Source organism: Enterobacter sp. 237C8 (genome assembly GCF_034106865.1).
Classification (GTDB): domain Bacteria; phylum Pseudomonadota; class Gammaproteobacteria; order Enterobacterales; family Enterobacteriaceae; genus Enterobacter; species Enterobacter asburiae_B.
The window spans coordinates 358743-375501 of the sequence record NZ_JAWNDF010000002.1 but is presented as its reverse complement, the minus strand read 5'-3'; the positions used below and the strand labels follow the sequence as shown (position 1 = coordinate 375501).

At 46.5% G+C, this 16759-nt stretch carries 18 protein-coding genes and 1 pseudogene; 13 read left to right on the top strand and 6 right to left on the bottom strand.

Annotated elements, in window-relative coordinates; all coding sequences use genetic code 11:
• The first annotated feature begins 111 nt into the window (after positions 1–111).
• Genes USF70_RS11685 through USF70_RS11675 form a run of 3 tightly spaced genes read left to right on the top strand, consistent with a single transcriptional unit; the run spans position 112 to position 1802 of the window.
• Positions 112–876 (top strand): lysozyme inhibitor LprI family protein, encoded by a 765-nt coding sequence (locus USF70_RS11685; protein ID WP_226834862.1) that lies wholly within the window; start codon positions 112–114, stop codon positions 874–876.
• Positions 866–1216, top strand: coding sequence for a hypothetical protein (locus USF70_RS11680; protein ID WP_047355786.1), 351 nt, complete (start codon positions 866–868; stop codon positions 1214–1216). Before USF70_RS11685 ends, USF70_RS11680 begins: the two co-directional genes overlap by 11 nt.
• A 1-nt stretch (position 1217) precedes the next feature.
• A complete protein-coding gene (locus USF70_RS11675) occupies positions 1218–1802 on the top strand; it encodes a hypothetical protein (protein ID WP_226834863.1) in 585 nt (194 codons plus the stop codon).
• Positions 1803–2139: 337 nt separating this feature from the next.
• Here USF70_RS11675 and USF70_RS11670 read toward each other — a convergent pair whose 3' ends face one another.
• The gene (locus tag USF70_RS11670; RefSeq protein WP_226834864.1) at positions 2140–2784 is read right to left on the bottom strand and encodes a hypothetical protein; all 645 of its coding nucleotides are present in this window, start codon (positions 2782–2784) and stop codon (positions 2140–2142) included.
• Between the two features lie 259 nt (positions 2785–3043).
• Here USF70_RS11670 and USF70_RS11665 point away from each other — a divergent pair, with 259 nt between their 5' ends.
• The 5 genes from USF70_RS11665 to USF70_RS11645 all read left to right on the top strand — a co-directional run bounded on the left by USF70_RS11665 (position 3044) and on the right by USF70_RS11645 (position 6972).
• Complete coding sequence (locus tag USF70_RS11665; RefSeq protein ID WP_226834865.1) at positions 3044–3799, top strand: serine/threonine protein kinase; 756 nt, start codon at positions 3044–3046, stop codon at positions 3797–3799.
• Positions 3796–4536 (top strand): PP2C family protein-serine/threonine phosphatase, encoded by a 741-nt coding sequence (locus tag USF70_RS11660; RefSeq protein ID WP_047355790.1) that lies wholly within the window; start codon positions 3796–3798, stop codon positions 4534–4536. Before USF70_RS11665 ends, USF70_RS11660 begins: the two co-directional genes overlap by 4 nt.
• Positions 4537–4844: 308 nt before the next feature.
• Complete coding sequence (locus tag USF70_RS11655) at positions 4845–5516, top strand: recombinase family protein (RefSeq protein WP_226834866.1); 672 nt, start codon at positions 4845–4847, stop codon at positions 5514–5516.
• A 527-nt stretch (positions 5517–6043) separates the two neighbouring features.
• Positions 6044–6292, top strand: coding sequence for a hypothetical protein (locus USF70_RS11650; protein ID WP_320735648.1), 249 nt, complete (start codon positions 6044–6046; stop codon positions 6290–6292).
• 20 nt (positions 6293–6312) lie between these two features.
• Entirely contained in the window at positions 6313–6972 is a 660-nt protein-coding gene (locus tag USF70_RS11645; RefSeq protein ID WP_226834868.1) for a hypothetical protein, read from the top strand.
• A 93-nt stretch (positions 6973–7065) separates the two neighbouring features.
• Here the strand turns inward: USF70_RS11645 and USF70_RS11640 are convergent, their stop codons facing one another.
• From USF70_RS11640 to USF70_RS11630, 3 genes are all read right to left on the bottom strand, one after another.
• A complete protein-coding gene (locus USF70_RS11640; RefSeq protein WP_226834869.1) occupies positions 7066–8217 on the bottom strand; it encodes a hypothetical protein in 1152 nt (383 codons plus the stop codon).
• Positions 8210–8836 carry a hypothetical protein gene (locus USF70_RS11635; RefSeq protein WP_226834870.1) on the bottom strand — a complete coding sequence of 209 codons (627 nt, stop codon included), beginning with the start codon at positions 8834–8836 and terminating at the stop codon, positions 8210–8212. Before USF70_RS11635 ends, USF70_RS11640 begins: the two co-directional genes overlap by 8 nt.
• A 307-nt stretch (positions 8837–9143) precedes the next feature.
• Positions 9144–9410: a YkgJ family cysteine cluster protein gene (locus tag USF70_RS11630; RefSeq protein WP_072059494.1), complete on the bottom strand. Its 267-nt coding sequence runs from the start codon at positions 9408–9410 to the stop codon at positions 9144–9146.
• 219 nt (positions 9411–9629) lie between these two features.
• On the opposite strand from USF70_RS11630, the gene USF70_RS11625 reads away from it, so the two are divergent.
• Positions 9630–10721, top strand: a complete 1092-nt coding sequence (locus USF70_RS11625) for a DUF4236 domain-containing protein (RefSeq protein ID WP_226834871.1) — start codon at positions 9630–9632, stop codon at positions 10719–10721.
• Positions 10722–10756: 35 nt separating this feature from the next.
• Here USF70_RS11625 and USF70_RS11620 read toward each other — a convergent pair.
• Positions 10757–10840, bottom strand: a pseudogene (locus USF70_RS11620) (YkgJ family cysteine cluster protein); the annotation flags it as partial.
• A 164-nt stretch (positions 10841–11004) separates the two neighbouring features.
• Here USF70_RS11620 and yeiP point away from each other — a divergent pair.
• A complete protein-coding gene (yeiP, locus tag USF70_RS11615) occupies positions 11005–11577 on the top strand; it encodes an elongation factor P-like protein YeiP (protein WP_008500940.1) in 573 nt (190 codons plus the stop codon).
• Positions 11578–11694: 117 nt separating this feature from the next.
• On the opposite strand, the gene uxuA is transcribed toward yeiP, so the two are convergent.
• Positions 11695–12885: a mannonate dehydratase gene (uxuA, locus tag USF70_RS11610; protein WP_232937623.1), complete on the bottom strand. Its 1191-nt coding sequence runs from the start codon at positions 12883–12885 to the stop codon at positions 11695–11697.
• 205 nt (positions 12886–13090) lie between these two features.
• Between uxuA and USF70_RS11605 the strand changes: the two genes are divergently transcribed.
• From USF70_RS11605 to USF70_RS11595, 3 genes are all read left to right on the top strand, one after another.
• The gene (locus tag USF70_RS11605; protein ID WP_069303090.1) at positions 13091–14557 is read left to right on the top strand and encodes a mannitol dehydrogenase family protein; all 1467 of its coding nucleotides are present in this window, start codon (positions 13091–13093) and stop codon (positions 14555–14557) included.
• Between the two features lie 124 nt (positions 14558–14681).
• Positions 14682–15668, top strand: a complete 987-nt coding sequence (locus tag USF70_RS11600) for a CobW family GTP-binding protein (RefSeq protein WP_063440871.1) — start codon at positions 14682–14684, stop codon at positions 15666–15668.
• A 33-nt stretch (positions 15669–15701) separates the two neighbouring features.
• Positions 15702–16415: a phosphatase PAP2 family protein gene (locus USF70_RS11595; RefSeq protein WP_232937619.1), complete on the top strand. Its 714-nt coding sequence runs from the start codon at positions 15702–15704 to the stop codon at positions 16413–16415.
• The last annotated feature ends 344 nt before the right edge of the window (positions 16416–16759 follow it).

Sequence of the window (16759 nt, the reverse complement as noted above, 5' to 3'; positions counted from 1 at the left end):
TTACAGATCAATGTAAGATCATGATTCTTCAGTAGGTATTTTTCGCAAGCAAGACTCACGGAACGAGTGCTCTGCCCCCCGATCAAGTGCGAAAGAAAGAAGGTATCCAGAATGACTATCCTTATAAAAACTTTAAAAATCATGGCATCAGGCGTTGTTCTCATTGCATGTATGGCTGCCGCATCTAATACCGTCTATTTCTTGCCAGAGGCAAAATCAGCAGGTGTCGCCAGCAGCGACCAAAAAGCGCTGATGTTTCTCGGGATGGACAGGGATGTAAATCTGAAGGGAATATGCTTCGCGATGGCAAATCAATCCTCATCGATCGTGCCGCTGGTGGATATCACTGCGACAACTGATAACGGCAGATTCACATTGCACGGACTGCGCCCAAAGAATAACGACGATACGAAGGAATTAGTCTGTTCACTTGGTTCAGAAGCCGGGGATTTCTTGACTGGCATTGCGAAGTCAACCACTGTCAACGTGAAGATGGATTTTAATGGCGAGATCCGCAATTACAGTTTCAACACTACAGAGTTCAGGAAAATACTGTCTGCCAATGGTCAAGGAGTGTGGGACAAAGCAGCTAAAGACTACGCTCAGGGAGTTCGCGCACCCATTTTCTATAATAACAACCGTGAAGCCACCAAAAATAATGTTGCTATCTCAGATGTCGATTCACGCAATTATGAAGCAAGCGATGAGAAACTTAATTCACTCTGGAGAAGCCTTAGCCCTGAAACCCGAAAACGATTACTCCCTTCTCAAAGAGAATGGATAAAGAAAAAGTCTGACTGCAATAATGAACAGAAATGTCTTATCGACATGACCAATAAGCGTATTACTGAACTGGAGTCTCAACGTGGAAAATAATATGCTGACTTTGGTTTTAAAAAACGATTGGGTAACTTCGTCTTCTGGTAATGCCTATGCCGGGCAATACACGATCGGACGATTTCACCTGACAGATGCGTTTATCGTTGAGTATATGAAGCTGATACATGGAATCGAAATACCTGATTCATGGGTCAGTAGTAGCTTCACGAACATATCAGATACCGATACCCGCAAGATTATGTATATGGAAGGCTGCGATATGCTATCTAAAGACACAATGGATGAGATCCGTAATGCAGTGAAACATCCGTCTGACGACGTAAAAATATACCGCAATGGAGAGCGTATTGTTAAAATAGAAGTTATGGAGAAATAAAATGGCCTCAAAATTTAAAAAGTCAACTGCAACTGTTGTCATGTTATTCGGGCTTTATATATCGAATGGATTAGCAATAATCCCATACCAGGCCAGAGAATCCGAATCAATACAAGTATCAGATGCGGGTTCAACATCTTTACAACAACCGGAACAATCAACAAAGCCATCGATAATCGATATACTTCCAAGGATGTATACAACAGAAGAAGTTTATGCTCGATTTCAGGAACATGAGTTCAGAGCAACAAACGACTTCAAAAAGTGCCGATTGATGGTTACAGGAAAAATAAAAAGAATTAGCGCAGCCACTTTCAGTAAAAATCCGGTAGTAACATTACATATCCCTGATTCAAGTGAAGGCCTGAAGTTCTTTTTCGAAAATACGGATTATGATAACAATACTGTAGCAGCATTAAACGTGGGCGATACAGTGATTATTGCTGGATGGAATGCACGACCCGGAACATTTGGAGGCATTTTCTTAGATGATTCGCAAATCATGACAAAAATGGTTTCAAAGAAGAAGAGGCAAATGTTGGCTTTAAACGGTGGAATTTATGATCGGGAGATTTGTCATAAGTAGTATCATTCATTTTCATCAAATACAGGGGCATATGCCCCTATATACGAATCAAAAGAAGTAAGACGTTACGATAGTTGCAAAGAATAAAATGATCATTATCAAAAATAAGGTGTAATCTGTCATACGGTCTGCCGGGTAAAATTCCCGGCGACTTACCCAACTCCCCGCCGCGGAAATTTCAGAAATCCCCTCACCTTGTACACAGCTAGTAGTGCAAATTTCACAGTCGTATTCTCAGCACGACCTAGCTTGCTTACATCGCTTGCATACTAACCAACGGATCTTTAGCAAATATCTGTAAGGTAGGGCTGATGGGGCTAGTGAACAATCTACAAACTCAATCCGTGAGGGGGCAAAGTATTTCTGACAAAAAAGGGAATTGATACATACATGCGGTTTCGATTTGTCGCCTAAGCTCTGCTTCATCATCAGTATGCCGACCGAGGCTCAGATAGTAATTTTTACCTTCATGGATGGCATAAATAATCCAGTCTCCGGTTATTTTTTGTTCGTTCGAACGTCGCAACCAATTCTCCGTTACAGCCTCATGGGCAATCAGGGCCGCATCTTCAGCTGTAAAGTATCGTTCTTCACCTGATTTCATGACTTTTTCAACTTCTGCTTCTAATCGAGGTAAACCGTAATTTTGCAGAGCGATTTGTATATTCCTAGCCATAACATCTATACCAGCACCGTGATAGTGCTTGTGCCATAGTCCCCTAAGATAAGGCTTCCGGTTAAACATTGTCGGTGGTTTAGTTCTGCTTTCGCCCCGTAAAGGATTGCCTTCCAGGCAAGAAATTTCATCAACGATGATGAAAGGGTTTTCACTTCTGGACATGAAAGAACCGTAAAGTTGCAAAATCAGCAGCGCGCTAATTCTGGTAAGCATTTCCTCTTTTATTCCGAAGCGAAGGATAGTGTTTATTATTTCTTCCGTTTTGTCTTCTTCGCCATTCATAAAGCGGTGGGGATAGCTCATTAATAATGCACCTCAGTTCAACATGACAGGTACATGCTATCACGCAAGTCCAGAGGTAAGTAGTGAGTACATTTAGGTAACAGTGCTCTGAGCTTTTCCTGGTAGACGACGGGAAATTAATTTGGCATCAACAATTGCTCATTTTATGAGCAGATTTATCATGTGTTTGATTGTCCTTAGATACAGTGACGTTTGCACATGCTTCGTCAGAAAGATTGATGTAAAATCACACGATTAAGTGCCAGCACGGGAAGTGAAAATGGATGATGCACATGGTAACTATGTTATCAAGCCGATAAGGCGCATTGGTAAGGGCGGGTTCGGCTACGTTGAAGAGATTCGGCTCCAAAATTATCAAGGTCACACCTGCGGAGCATATGCAAGAAAAGTCTTCGCGCTACAAGACCCAGCCTATAGAGATGAATTCATACGTAGGTTCGAAAGAGAGGTCACTTACCAAGCGGACTGTAAGCATACTAATATTGCGCCTATTTATCTTCATCACTTGGTTGGTGATGAGCCTTGGTTTGTGATGGATTTAGCCGAAGGAGATTTGGTAACGGCTTTGCGTTCAGGCGAAATGACAATAAGGGATAAGATCAGCGCAATTCGCATGACACTGGAAGGCGTTGCATACCTCCACGATCACAACTATTGGCACCGAGATTTAAAACCTCAAAACGTTTTGAGGTTTTCTGACGGAACTTACAAAATTTCTGATTTCGGTTTAGTCAAGAATGCGGATCAAAAAGCCGAGTCGGAGGTGATAACAAAGGTAGCTGCAATCATGGGTACCGAGCGTTATATGGCTCCAGAGGTTTTCGCTGGAATCTATTCAGAAAAAACAGATATCTTTGCCTTAGGTGTCCTCATTGAAGACATGGACTTAGGGGCAATACCGGGCGTAGATGACTTGGTTACGAAAAGTACAGCTAGGAAACCGCCCAAAAGACATAGTTCTGTGCATGAAATGCTCGCAGACTTGGAAAAAATAGTTATAGGGAATGGGTTATGATTGAATTATTAACTTGTGGCTTGTTCTCCTTCTCAAAAGAGCCACGCAGAGAAAATCAAGATACCATCCTTCCACCACTACTCATCAATAATGGTTTTTTGATTGCTGTAGCTGATGGCGTTGGATCGTATGACGGTGCACAAAACGCGTCTCAATCAGCTATAAGAGAGCTACCTGAACTTGTCAGAAAAGGAAATCTGCAAAATATGACGAGCCTTTTTCTTTCTCTCAAGGAGGGGGTTTCTTCATTGTCTGAGATGAACGTCAAGTTTTCTCACGCAGCTACAACGCTGACATTTTGTTTTGTTGATGATGAGGGCCTTCATATTGGACATGTTGGGGATTGTCGTTTGTATGTGAAAACGGATTCTAAACTCAAACAAATAACCAAAGACCATACCCAGCACCAGAAGCTACTTGATGATAAAATATACAGCAAGAGTGAGCTGAAACAATTGCCGGGCAAGAATACTCTCACTACGGCAATTGCGAATGCGATCCCGCTCGATTTCCAGCAAACCTTTATCCCTCATGATGAGCTGCTTAATGACCGTGACGAAGCATTCGTATATTTGATGTCAGATGGTACACATGCATTCTGGGAAAAAAGACCACGTTTCTCACCGAACACATTAGAAAACCCTTCAAGTTTTGCATCCAGCCTCTATAAACGTATCGAGCGAGCTGGTCCGATAGACGACCATTCATTGATCGCAGTTAGATACAGGGTTCTTTAACCGCCTTCGTGAAGTGAACCCCTAATCGTTGGATGTCCAACTTTCGGGGTTCACTTCATGATGGAGGTTTTCTATTGTCTCGCTTACTTGCACAACAAATAGTTCCTCGCTGCTAAACACAACACAAATTCCGCAGTAAGTTGATGAGAATCATTCTTGATATAAGACTATAGGTACTTTCTCTTTTGGGTATACCTGATAAAGACCATGACACAAAGTATCAATAGGGTTAAATTTGACTCTATTGAAAACAAAAACACGTACTGTATCATATGGGTATCAATTTAATATTCAAAAGAGAATGCATAATGAATGTCCGTATCTATTGCCGTGCATCTACCGAAGGCCAACATGCTGATCGTGCATTAGTTAGCCTGCTCGAATTTGCGCAAAGCAAAAACTGGCAAGTAGCCGGAGAATACATCGAGAATGCCAGCGGTGCGAAGCTGGAACGTATGGAACTGATGCGCCTTCTTGCGGAAGCACAGCCTGGCGATTTGCTTCTAATTGAAGCGATTGACCGTCTCAGTCGTCTTCAATATGAAGAATGGGCTGAACTCAAAGCTACGTTGAACAGTAAAGGGCTGGTGATCGTATCAATGGACTTACCGACCAGTTGGCAGATGGTTGAAATGTCCGGTAACGACCTAACCAGTGGCATTCTTCGGGCAGTCAATGCAATGCTGATCGATATTCTTGCGACAATGGCACGACAAGATTATGAAACCCGACGTAAACGCCAGGCACAGGGTATCGCAAGAGCAAAACAGGCTGGTTTGTATACGGGGAAAGAAAAAGATATGGAAGCCCGTGAGACTGTTCGCGAAATGCTGGCGCAGAACGTTAAACCAGCCCACATCATGAAAGCGGCAGATATAAGCCGTGCAACCTTTTACCGCATCAAGAAAGAGTTATTAGAACGGGCTGGAACTGATAGTTTCAGCAGACGGAATGCAATCGAATCTGATCATATGCTTTGAGCGCGATGCGAAAGTTAGGAATTCTTCTCACAATTGGTGGAGCATTTCGTATATTGCTTTGCCATGATCAGCCTGGAAACGGTCTAGCTCACATCGAGGAAACATCAAGGATGTCACTATAACGACGCAAATCTGTGTTTTGTATATTCCCAAAACTTCTTTCGCAATGAGGCACTACTATCATGCCTAAGAGGATCCTATGAGCAATATGCTTACATTTTTTTATTGAAAAAAATTAGTTTCAAAGACCGTCATGTGAATAAACCCCTTTTATACAAAAATTGTTTGATGGTAGGATCTTGCACACATGTTAATGCTTAACTGGCGAGGGTAGACTTATAAACAAGTTATGGCTTCATCAACTTCTAACTAGACTAGTAGCACAAAGGTCTACCGATTTTGTAGGAATTGGGGTTATTGCTTATCGCACTATCGAGAACTTGCCTGTAGTTCCTTTAGGGTCGCGCCTTAATGCAGATAAAGGCTTACCCATTTCGGGTGCAGACCACGTCTTTAAGGTTCTTGCAATGTTGGCAACTCGTGGAAGCATTATGCATGATGGTTTTCACCTCATTGAGGCAAAAAGCGGAGATCTCACTCATATTGCGCAATTTGTATCTCCTCCTCTCGATGTTGCTCTTGCCAACCCATTAGCTGTTTGGCCGCAAGGTGCTCGTCAGATGACAGCTAAGCTAATATCAACCTTACCACAAGTGGAAGCTGCCGCTATAATATCCGCGGAAGGATATATACACATTTATAAAAATGGTTTTTAAGATACAATTGGTGAGCTCCAATGAATAATCTTAGTCTAACTACTGCCGAGTTTGAACGCCTACTAAAAGTATTTGGCTGGCTGCTGGGGCTACTAGGCTTGCTGATTTTTCTTATCCAATGGTATTACCTCCATCAACCAATACCCTCTGCTGCATGGAAGGCATTCAGCTCATCGCTTGGTCTTTGTGTTTTATTCTTCGGGGTATTTTCAAAATTAGCCTGGCGCTGGCAGCATCTAGCCAAATGGATGAATCGACCACTCGTCCATGGCGTTTGGGTTGGAGAGCTAAGGTCAGACTACGGTGCTATTGACGGAAACCGATTGGTCATTCCTATTTTTTTCGTGATACGACAAACCTATCTAACTCTATCTATTCAATCTTTTACCGAAAGACAGGAAGGAGAATCCCGACTTGAAGCTCTTTTAAGAAGCTCGAAAACAGACGTGACCAGGCTTTGCTATGTGTTTGAACTAAGGAAAGTTTTTTCAGGCGCACATTCAATAACAAGCGGTGCAGGGGAATTAAAGTTAGCGGGAGATCAATTATCTTTGAACGGAACATATTGGACAAATACACCAACACACGGAGAGATAACTTTAAGACTCGTCACTCGTGACTGTAAAGGTATAGCATCCTACAAAGAAGCCGAAAACACACAACGTAAAATTGCTGTATGAAAAAATCATCATTTTAAAAAATCTGACTGAATGTTTTTTACTAAACTATCAAATTTTAAAGAGGGAGGCTAACTGCCTCCCTCTATTTTCAAGCTAAAGTACTTGAATGCCTTTGAGCAATTCACTTTCGTTGAGTGCTAATTGCCGTCCAAAATTACCAATGTGCTCATTCATTACTTCATTAACCAAATTATTAACCACATTAGTTAGCTTCATCAACTCATTTAATGAATCATCATCCTCGAATATTTTTCTAGTACCATTAGGCACATCCATTTTTTTCGCCTCAATAGGATGCGAACAAAGATAGTTTAACCATCGATGTGTTTCTACCAATACAGCAAGCTCATAATATGCATTATGACGTAGATTATTTTCATCGGCGTGATACATAATCGATGTTAAATCATAGCTGTTAAGACCGATTTCTGTACCCTCCTCATCTTGGAAGTCAGACTTTATGGTCTTCAGTAAGCGTATGCTTTTACGCAAGCCACCATTAGAACGATCACATTTACTCTCAATTCGCTTTATATGTACAAATGGGGAGTTATAAATTCGTTTACGCTCATCTCTTTGAAGAATCATTACCCCACGGTCGCTCTCTTCCTGACTTAACTGATAGTCAAGATTATCCCACCAGATTGCGGGTACTACATCTACTTCCCGTTGTAATGAGCCACCTGTAATTCTTAAAGATTTATTATTTTCATCATTAACGTACGCTTCTGGAAATGCTTTTCTTAGTTCATCGCGTGCTGTATTGCGTAATGTGAGTATAACATCATCTTCTTTCTTAGATGTGGGTGTATATAGACTCTGTCTAACCCCATCACGATCATACATTAGCATCTGCTTATCAATAACAAGCAAATCAACATCACTGAAACCCTTAATATGAATATCTAAAGCAACAGAACCTTGCAAACGAAAGTCAAGATGATATTCACTCAGTCTTTTTTCAAGCTGGTTTTGAATCCGCTTTGCGGTATTAAGTGATACCTCAGTATATTGAGTTTCGACAGATTGCATAGCACCTATGACGTAACGTGTCGCGTTGTCTCCCCTGCCACGACGCTCCCACTCTTCCTGAGAGGAAAGTACATTTGCTAATATGTCATAACTCTCAAGACCATCCATTGCAACACCACTATAAGACTCCATCGCAACCTTAACTTGTTCCGGGGAGCCCTTGCGGCGTTTTTTCATCCGCTGAATGCGGTCACTGAAAGTTGAACTAGACATTAGCGATCCTCTTGATTGTCATGGTGCCATAAGTAGCTCGGCCTTGAGCGTTGAAATAATGCCCTTCAGCCGTTAATAAATCTTCATCAAACCAGAATTCAGCAAATCCAATATGTGCATGAAGGTTCTCTTCGCCCATTTTTGGGTGGTTTTTATAGTGGTATAGCAACTGATAACCAATGCATTCATCGTAAATTATCGATGCAGTAACACTATCAGATTGCGATTGAGCAGTTTTGAGAACAATCCGGACCTTATCCCATGACTGTACGATTGTTAGCACCCCCTCCCAAGGCTTACCCCCCTCCGTTTTTGTCAAGCCTTGAACTTGCCACTTACCTGAGAGGTCAGGCACGCGCAGAGCTCTGCCTACTAACGGCGCTCTCCATAGCGATTTGTCCAGTAATTTATAGAGAATTAAGTAAATGGTTCCAGCCCCACCAAGTGATAGGAGAGAAGGAGGGATATGGCTGTCGAAGTTGAAATGCTTAAGCATCTCGGCCACTTTCAACATTGAAAAGATTATAAAAGCGGACAAAGTTGAAGCAACGATCGCAAGCAATCTGCCAACCTGACTACGATTAAGTCCACATATGACAATATACTCATGACTCTTCATTCAACTCTATCCATCCCATCCCACGTACTAGTGAGGTTTAAACGTGAAAAAGCCAAACCAGCTGAAGCATAAAGACTGACAAACTATAGAAGTACAACTTTTAACCAAAAAACCTAAGACACTAGATATAGAGCCAGTGTAAAATTAATTATCAATATACTGTGTTTACAACTAAGATCTTATCGTTTTTTTTATTCAAAACAAAGCAAAAAAGCGGCAGCACATTCAATATACGACTTAGCACTCACAGTTGACTGAGCCCGCCCCGGTAGACAGTCCTGCCCTACAGTAGTTTATAAGCGTATACCTACAAAGTGGCAGTAGGGCAAGTTTCATCTTCGAGTTTGATTAGGTATGTCATCGCATCTGTTCGATTCGTTGAACACATATCCAAAGAGGGTTGCAGGCTACTACAAACTTTAGGACGAAGATGTGATCCAAAAATGTTACATAAATTATCATTAGATAGTTGAACACACCTTACATTTGCTGGTTTGCCTTGCGGCATACCAGGGATAGGACTGGATATTGAAGGAGCGATGCAACAGGCCCCACAATCGATTCGGCATTCCATCAGGGCATCTCAGATTCTTTGTATTCGATTAAAACATTAACACATTGTCAGAATCAGGGCGACAGCATGTAACCAAGAACTATTCCGCATAAAATTCGCGATTGTCCTCTCATATGGATTAATGCTCATTTAAAAATCTCAAGCGTATGCAGTAAAATCCATCAGTTAGATCGCCCTAGCATAAGATGAATTCAGCCCCTCGCTTTACCAGGAGTTATAATGAGCTTTCATATCAAGAAAAGCATTCGCGTTGGACCGATGAGATTTAACCTATCTAAATCAGGAGTCGGGGCATCAATTGGTATAAAAGGACTGAGGTTTGGGACTGGCCCAAGAGGAAATTATATCCACATCGGTGCTGGTGGAGTCTATTATCGTGCTTCGCTTTCACCAAGCCTGGTCCCACAGAACAGAAAGAAGGTTCAACATGTACCAGACGAGTCCCCAATAGGACATGACACTACACATGCACCTCTTGAGGAAATCGAGTCATCCCATATCTCGGAAATCGTTGATTCAAGTTCCCGAGAACTGCTTGAAGAGTTGAACAACAAACGTAAGAAGTCACAAATATGGCCCTTGGTCGTCTGCCTTTCGATTGCGCTGTTACTTTACGGTTTTTCACAGGCATGGCCTGAGTGGTGCCTCGCCATAGGATTTATCTTAGGGGCAGCAATTTCTGTTTTTGCTTACATGTACGATCAGCTAAGAAAGACTACTGTTCTTTTTTATGACTTTGATGATCAAATGATGGCATGTTACCAGCAACTTCATGATAGTGGAGCCAAGCTCGCAAGCTGCTCAAAAGTATGGCATATAGAAGCATCTGGAGCCGTTTATGACCCCAAGTATCATGCCGGGGCTGGTAACTTACTACGCAGAAAAATAACCTCTATCAGCAAATCAAAGCCTCCCTTTGTTAAAACAAATATTGAGACGATTGCTATCAATGTCGGTCGCCAAACATTACATTTTTTTCCAGATAGAGTACTCGTTTATGACCGTGAAGGTGTTGGCGCAGTTGGTTATAACCAGCTATTCGTTAATGTTGGTGACAGTCGATTCATTGAAAGCGAAGGTGTACCTGGAGATGCCATAGTCGTTGGCAGGACATGGAAGTATGTGAACAAGTCTGGAGGCCCAGACAGAAGATTTAAAGACAATTCAGAACTTCCTATATGCTTGTATGAAAACCTTTCGTTTACAAGTCATTCTGGACTAAATGAGTTATTACAGCTGTCGAAAACTGGCTATGGAGAAAGCTTTTCACATTCAATTGAAACACTTAGCAAAAAAGTCATTTCTGCTTAGCTATGTCATTTTTAAACTGCGAATAATTGAATGTTAGGCTTGCCCTCCGGCATTCCTGGAATGGGGCTTGAAATGGACGGTGCAGTACAGCACGCGCCACAATCGGGACGGCAATCCATAAATGCTCTCTTTCGCTGACGATCGCCCGCGCAGTCGGGCATCGCGCGCACAGTAACACCTTTTGCGTATTGATAGCAAAAGCCACGAATTCCTCTTGCCTGAAAGGCCGCGCGCGAGTAATTTGGCGCGATATTTTTTACCTCCCGTAAACAGGATTACTGCAATGCCAAGAGCGAACGAAATTAAGAAAGGTATGGTGCTGAATTACAACGGCAAACTGCTGATTGTGAAAGATATCGACATTCAGGCACCCAGCGCCCGTGGTGCAGCAACGCTGTATAAAATGCGTTTCGCCGATGTGCGTACCGGCCTGAAGGTGGAAGAGCGCTTTAAAGGTGACGATATCGTCGATACCGTGACCCTGACCCGTCGCTACGTTGATTTCTCCTACATCGACGGCAACGAATACGTGTTCATGGACAAAGAAGATTACACCCCGTACATCTTTACCAAAGATCAGATTGAAGAAGAGCTGCTGTTCATTCCTGAAGGCGGCATGCCTGACATGCAGGTTCTGACCTGGGACGGCGTGCTGCTGGCGCTGGAGCTGCCTCAGACCGTCGATCTGGAAATCGTGGAAACCGCACCCGGCATCAAAGGCGCATCCGCAAGTGCGCGCAACAAACCGGCTACCCTGACCACCGGCCTGGTTGTGCAGGTGCCGGAATACCTCTCCGCTGGCGAGAAGATCCGCATCCATATCGAAGAAAAACGCTATATGGGTCGCGCTGACTGATTGCGGCGTTTGTCGGGTGGCGGCTTCGCCTTACCCGACCGACAAAAACACAAAAACCGGCTCTCAGGCCGGTTTTTTTGTAGGCCCGGTAAGCGTAGCGCCACCGGGCAACAGCGCTTACAGAAGCTCCGGATACTTCGTCATCTTCAGCGCCAGCTCAACGCCGCGCACTTCCGCCATCCCTTTAAGACGGCCAATCGCCGAATAGCCCGGGTTGGTTTTCTTACGCAGATCGTCCAGCATCTGGTGGCCGTGATCCGGACGGAACGGGATAGGACGCACATCGCCCGCCTGCTTGCGACGCGCCTCTTCCGCCAGAATGGCGTCTACCACCGCTACCATGTTCACATCGCCGCCCAGGTGCGCCGCCTCGTGGAAGGTTTTTGGATTATCCTCACGGCAGGTCGCACGCAAGTGCGTAAAGTGAATGCGATCGCCAAAGGTTTCAATCATCCGCACCAGGTCGTTATCCGCACGCACGCCGTAGGAGCCGGTACACATAGTAAAGCCGTTATAGATGCTGTTTACCGTCTCTTTCAGCCACTGCATATCTTCAATAGTGGAAACAATGCGCGGCAGGCCGAGGATAGGACGCGGTGGATCGTCCGGGTGTACCGCGAGGCGTACGCCTGCCTCTTCAGCAACCGGCACGATAGCGCGCAGGAAGTACGCCATGTTTTCACGCAGCTGCTGCTTATCAATATCGCCGTATTCCGCCAGGCGCGCGCGGAACTGATCCAGCGTATACCCCTCTTCCGCCCCCGGCAGGCCCGCAATAATATTACGGGTCAGCTTTTCGATGTCTGCGTCACTGGCGGCGTTAAACCACGCGAGCGCCTGCTGCTGCTCTTCCGCGGTGTAATCCGCTTCGGCGCCAGGGCGTTTCAGAATGTGCAGCTCAAACGCCGCGAAGGCGATCTGGTCGAAACGCAGGGCTTTCGAGCCGTCCGGCATCTGATATTCAAGGTCGGTACGCGTCCAGTCGAGGATAGGCATGAAGTTATAGCAAACCGTATCAATGCCGCAGGCCGCCAGGTTGCGAATGCTCTGCTGATAGTTAGCAATCCAGGTCTGGTAGTCCCCGGAATGGGTTTTGATGTCTTCGTGAACCGGGATGCTCTCTACTACAGACCAGGTTAACCCCTTCTCCGCCAGCAGCGCCTGACGCTGTTGAATTTCCTCTACCGGCCATACCTGACCGTTTGGAATATGATGCAGCGCCGTGACGACACCCGTTGCGCCTGCCTGGCGCACATCATCAAGAGAAACCGGATCGTTCGGCCCGTACCAACGCCAGGTTTGTTCCATTGCCTCACCCTCTTAAGTTGTTATACCAATATGCGTTACTGCAATGACGACTACCATACATGTTTACCGCTAAGGGTCAACATACCGCCACACATTGATTGATCAAACTCACAGAACGGGGATATTTACGGCTCACCAATTTTATTTGCTGTCATATAACTTTACACTGGCATTGTTAATTAATGGTTAATCAGGTGTGTATCTCATGAAGACAATTGCCTCCACCGCCCTTCCTGCCCAGGTTCAGCAGCCGCGCTACGATCGTCAGCAACTGCGCTCCCGCATCGTCCATTTTGGCTTTGGCGCGTTTCACCGTGCGCACCAGGCATTATTAACAAACCGGGTGCTGAATGAAAAAGGCGGCGACTGGGGTATTTGTGAGATTAGCCTTTTCAGCGGCGACGTGCTGATGAGCCAGCTGCGCGCGCAGGATCACCTGTTCACCGTGCTGGAGAAAGGGGCAGAAGGCAATGAGGCGATTATCGTCGGTGCCGTCCATGAATGCCTTAACGCAAAGCTGGACTCTCTGCCCGCCATTATTGAGAAATTTTGCGAGCCTCAGGTCGCAATTGTGTCGCTCACCATCACGGAGAAAGGCTATTGCATAGATCCCGCGACCGGGAAACTCGATCTGCACAACGCCCGAATAATCCATGACCTTGAAAACCCCTCAGAGCCACATTCCGCACCCGGGATCCTGGTCGAAGCGCTTCACCGCCGCCACGAGCGCGGCTTGCCTGCGTTTACCGTGCTCTCCTGCGACAATATCCCTGATAACGGGCACGTGGTGAAAAACGCGGTGCTGGGCATGGCGCAAAAGCGTTCCGCAGCGCTGTCTGAATGGATTGACAGCCACGTGAGCTTCCCGGGGACGATGGTCGACAGAATTGTTCCCGCCGCGACGGACGCCTCGCTGGCGGAAATTACCGATGCGCTCGGCGTTGAAGATCCGTGCGCCATCAGCTGCGAGCCGTTTATTCAGTGGGTGGTGGAAGATAATTTTGTTGCCGGCCGTCCGGAATGGGAAGTCGCGGGCGTTCAGATGGTGCAGGATGTTCTGCCCTGGGAGCAGATGAAATTGCGCATGCTCAACGGCAGCCACTCTTTCCTGGCATATCTGGGGTACCTCGCGGGCTATGCCCATATTAATGAATGCATGGAGGACGCTGCGTTCCGCGAAGCCGCCCGTCGGCTGATGCTGGACGAGCAGGCGCCCACATTACGCATTAAGGATGTCGACCTCACCGCCTACGCCGATAGCCTGCTCGAGCGCTTTGCCAACCCGGCACTTCAGCATCGGACCTGGCAAATCGCGATGGACGGTAGCCAGAAGCTTCCGCAAAGAATGCTGGACGGGATCCGCGTTCATCTCGAGCGAAAAACACCGTGGTCGCTGCTGGCTCTGGGCGTGGCCGGCTGGATACGCTACGTCAGCGGTACCGACGACCGTGGCAATGCGATTGATGTTCGCGATCCCCTCAGCGATAAAATTCGCACGATGGTCAATGCCAGCAGCGACGCCGACCGCGTTAACGCCCTGCTGGGGCTGAGCGAGGTCTTTGGTCACGATCTCGCGCAAAACAGCGCGTTTGTGGAGGCTGTCAGCCAGGCATACCAGCGCATCACCCGCCACGGCGCGCGTCAGGCTGTTATCGAAACGTTAAATATTTAACGATTATTGCGCTTAACGCGAACGGATGAAGCCTCCGTTCGCCCTCCCCCTTCTCACCGGTCACGTTTTTCGCCAAGATAGAGAGATTAGTGTTATAGCATCACAATCCTCATCTGGAGCGCACGTGACCAAAACCAACCTCATCACCGGTTTTCTCGGCAGCGGTAAAACCACCTCAATTCTCCACCTGCTGGCAAATAAAGATCCGGCCGAGAAATGGGCCGTGCTGGTCAATGAATTTGGCGAGGTGGGCATTGACGGCGCGTTGCTGTCATCCAGCGGCGCTATGATTAAAGAGATCCCCGGCGGGTGCATGTGCTGCGTCAATGGCCTGCCGATGCAGGTCGGGCTCAATACGCTGCTGCGTCAGGGCAAACCCGATCGCCTGCTGATCGAGCCCACCGGGCTGGGCCATCCGAAGCAGATCCTCGATTTACTGACCGCCCCGGTTTACGAGCCGTGGATCGATCTGCGCGCCACCCTGTGCCTGCTCGATCCGCGTCAGCTTCTGGATGACAAGACGGTGGCCAATGATAATTTCCGCGATCAGCTCGCCTCGGCTGACGTTATTGTCGCGAATAAAGCAGATCGCGCCACGCCTGAAAGCCAGGCCGCGCTGGACGCATGGTGGCAACATTTCGGCGGCAACCGCACGCGGGTGCAGGCCACACAGGGGAATATTGATAGCGCCCTGCTTGACCTTCCTCGTCTGAACCTCACCGAGCTGCCTGCCAGCGCGGATCATTCGCACAGTCATCCGGTTAAGCAGGGTTTAGCCGCGCTCAGCCTGCCGGAACATCAGCGCTGGCGTCGTAACCTGAACAGCGGCCAGGGATATCAGGCCTGCGGATGGATATTTGATGCTGAAACCGTTTTTGACACCATTGGGATCCTGGAGTGGGCCCGACTTGCTCCCGTCGATCGCGTGAAAGGGATTATGCGCACCCCAGACGGGCTGGTGAGGATCAACCGTCAGGGTGACGATTTCTTTATTGAAACGCAGAATGTGGCGCCGCCTGACAGCCGAATAGAGTTAATTAGTGCGGTTAACGCCGACTGGAATGCCCTCCAGTCCAGCCTGTTGAGGATTCGTTTAAGTTCGGGCGGCTAACGTTGCCCCAGTTTTCACTCTATGCAGAACGTTATGACAACTCGATTTCCCCTGATATTACTGCTTAATGTCGCCGGTCTGGCGCTTTTCTTCTCCTGGTATATCCCGGCGGATCATGGTTTCTGGTTCCCGCTGGATTCTGCCATTTTTCACTTCTTCAACCAGGAGCTGGTGAAGAGCAACGCGTTCCTGTGGCTGGTGGCAATTACCAACAACCGCGCCTTCGACGGCTTCTCGCTGCTGGCCATGGGCTGCCTGATGCTCTCTTTCTGGCTGAAAGAGGATAAAGCCGGGCGTCGGCGTATTCTCATTATCGGTCTGGTAATGCTGCTGTTTGCCGTCGCCATTAACCAGCTGGCAACCGCGATTATTCCGGTTAAGCGCTCAAGCCCAACGCTATTCTTCACCGATATTTATCGCGTCAGCGAACTGCTGCATATTCCAACAAAAGATGCGTCGAAGGACAGTTTCCCCGGCGATCACGGTATGATGCTGCTTATTTTTTCCGCAATTATGCTTCGCTATTTCGGCAGAAAAGCCTTTGCCATAGCCCTGATTATTTTTGTGGTTTTTGCTTTCCCGCGCGTAATGATTGGCGCTCACTGGTTTACCGATATTGCCGTCGGTTCGCTCTCCGTGGCGTTGATTGCGCTGCCGTGGTGTTTGATGACCCCACTGAGCGACAGGATAATAGCGCTGTTCGATCGCTATCTTCCCAGAAGAGCGCAACAACAATTAAACAAATAACTAACCTAAATTAACGTGAGCTATCAGGGATCGACATGATCCCTGATAGCATTCTCGCCGCGATCTTTCCCCACTGTCATATTCTCGTCATCATATTCATGATAAAAATGAAGCAATTGCATACTGGCGCAGCGGATCCGTCGCTATTTTGAGCAATTCTATGTTTTTACTTTCTGTATCACATTTTCTTATAAAAAAAAGGCTTTTTTTTCTCGCAATACCCCAGGCAATCGGTTAATCTCGAACTCGTTTTGCCCCATAGAGATAATTATTTCACTGGCGAATAATTTTGTGCGCTGTGCCACAAATGTGACCAGAAAGAATTGTCTCAATGTGAACAGATA

Excerpts from the sequence above, each read along its gene's own strand:
- USF70_RS11675 (WP_226834863.1), top strand. The coding sequence starts at position 1,218 with ATGGCCTCAAAATTTAAAAAGTCAACTGCAACTGTTGTCATGTTATTC.
- USF70_RS11630 (WP_072059494.1), bottom strand. The coding sequence starts at position 9,410 with ATGGAATGCCGAATCGATTGTGGGGCCTGTTGCATCGCTCCTTCAATA.
- USF70_RS11645 (WP_226834868.1), top strand. The coding sequence starts at position 6,313 with ATGAATAATCTTAGTCTAACTACTGCCGAGTTTGAACGCCTACTAAAA.
- USF70_RS11665 (WP_226834865.1), top strand. The coding sequence starts at position 3,044 with ATGGATGATGCACATGGTAACTATGTTATCAAGCCGATAAGGCGCATT.
- USF70_RS11655 (WP_226834866.1), top strand. The coding sequence starts at position 4,845 with ATGAATGTCCGTATCTATTGCCGTGCATCTACCGAAGGCCAACATGCT.
- yeiP (WP_008500940.1), top strand. The coding sequence starts at position 11,005 with ATGCCAAGAGCGAACGAAATTAAGAAAGGTATGGTGCTGAATTACAAC.
- USF70_RS11670 (WP_226834864.1), bottom strand. The coding sequence starts at position 2,784 with ATGAGCTATCCCCACCGCTTTATGAATGGCGAAGAAGACAAAACGGAA.
- uxuA (WP_232937623.1), bottom strand. The coding sequence starts at position 12,885 with ATGGAACAAACCTGGCGTTGGTACGGGCCGAACGATCCGGTTTCTCTT.
- USF70_RS11625 (WP_226834871.1), top strand. The coding sequence starts at position 9,630 with ATGAGCTTTCATATCAAGAAAAGCATTCGCGTTGGACCGATGAGATTT.
- USF70_RS11640 (WP_226834869.1), bottom strand. The coding sequence starts at position 8,217 with ATGTCTAGTTCAACTTTCAGTGACCGCATTCAGCGGATGAAAAAACGC.
- USF70_RS11685 (WP_226834862.1), top strand. The coding sequence starts at position 112 with ATGACTATCCTTATAAAAACTTTAAAAATCATGGCATCAGGCGTTGTT.
- USF70_RS11595 (WP_232937619.1), top strand. The coding sequence starts at position 15,702 with ATGACAACTCGATTTCCCCTGATATTACTGCTTAATGTCGCCGGTCTG.
- USF70_RS11650 (WP_320735648.1), top strand. The coding sequence starts at position 6,044 with ATGTTGGCAACTCGTGGAAGCATTATGCATGATGGTTTTCACCTCATT.
- USF70_RS11635 (WP_226834870.1), bottom strand. The coding sequence starts at position 8,836 with ATGAAGAGTCATGAGTATATTGTCATATGTGGACTTAATCGTAGTCAG.
- USF70_RS11605 (WP_069303090.1), top strand. The coding sequence starts at position 13,091 with ATGAAGACAATTGCCTCCACCGCCCTTCCTGCCCAGGTTCAGCAGCCG.
- USF70_RS11660 (WP_047355790.1), top strand. The coding sequence starts at position 3,796 with ATGATTGAATTATTAACTTGTGGCTTGTTCTCCTTCTCAAAAGAGCCA.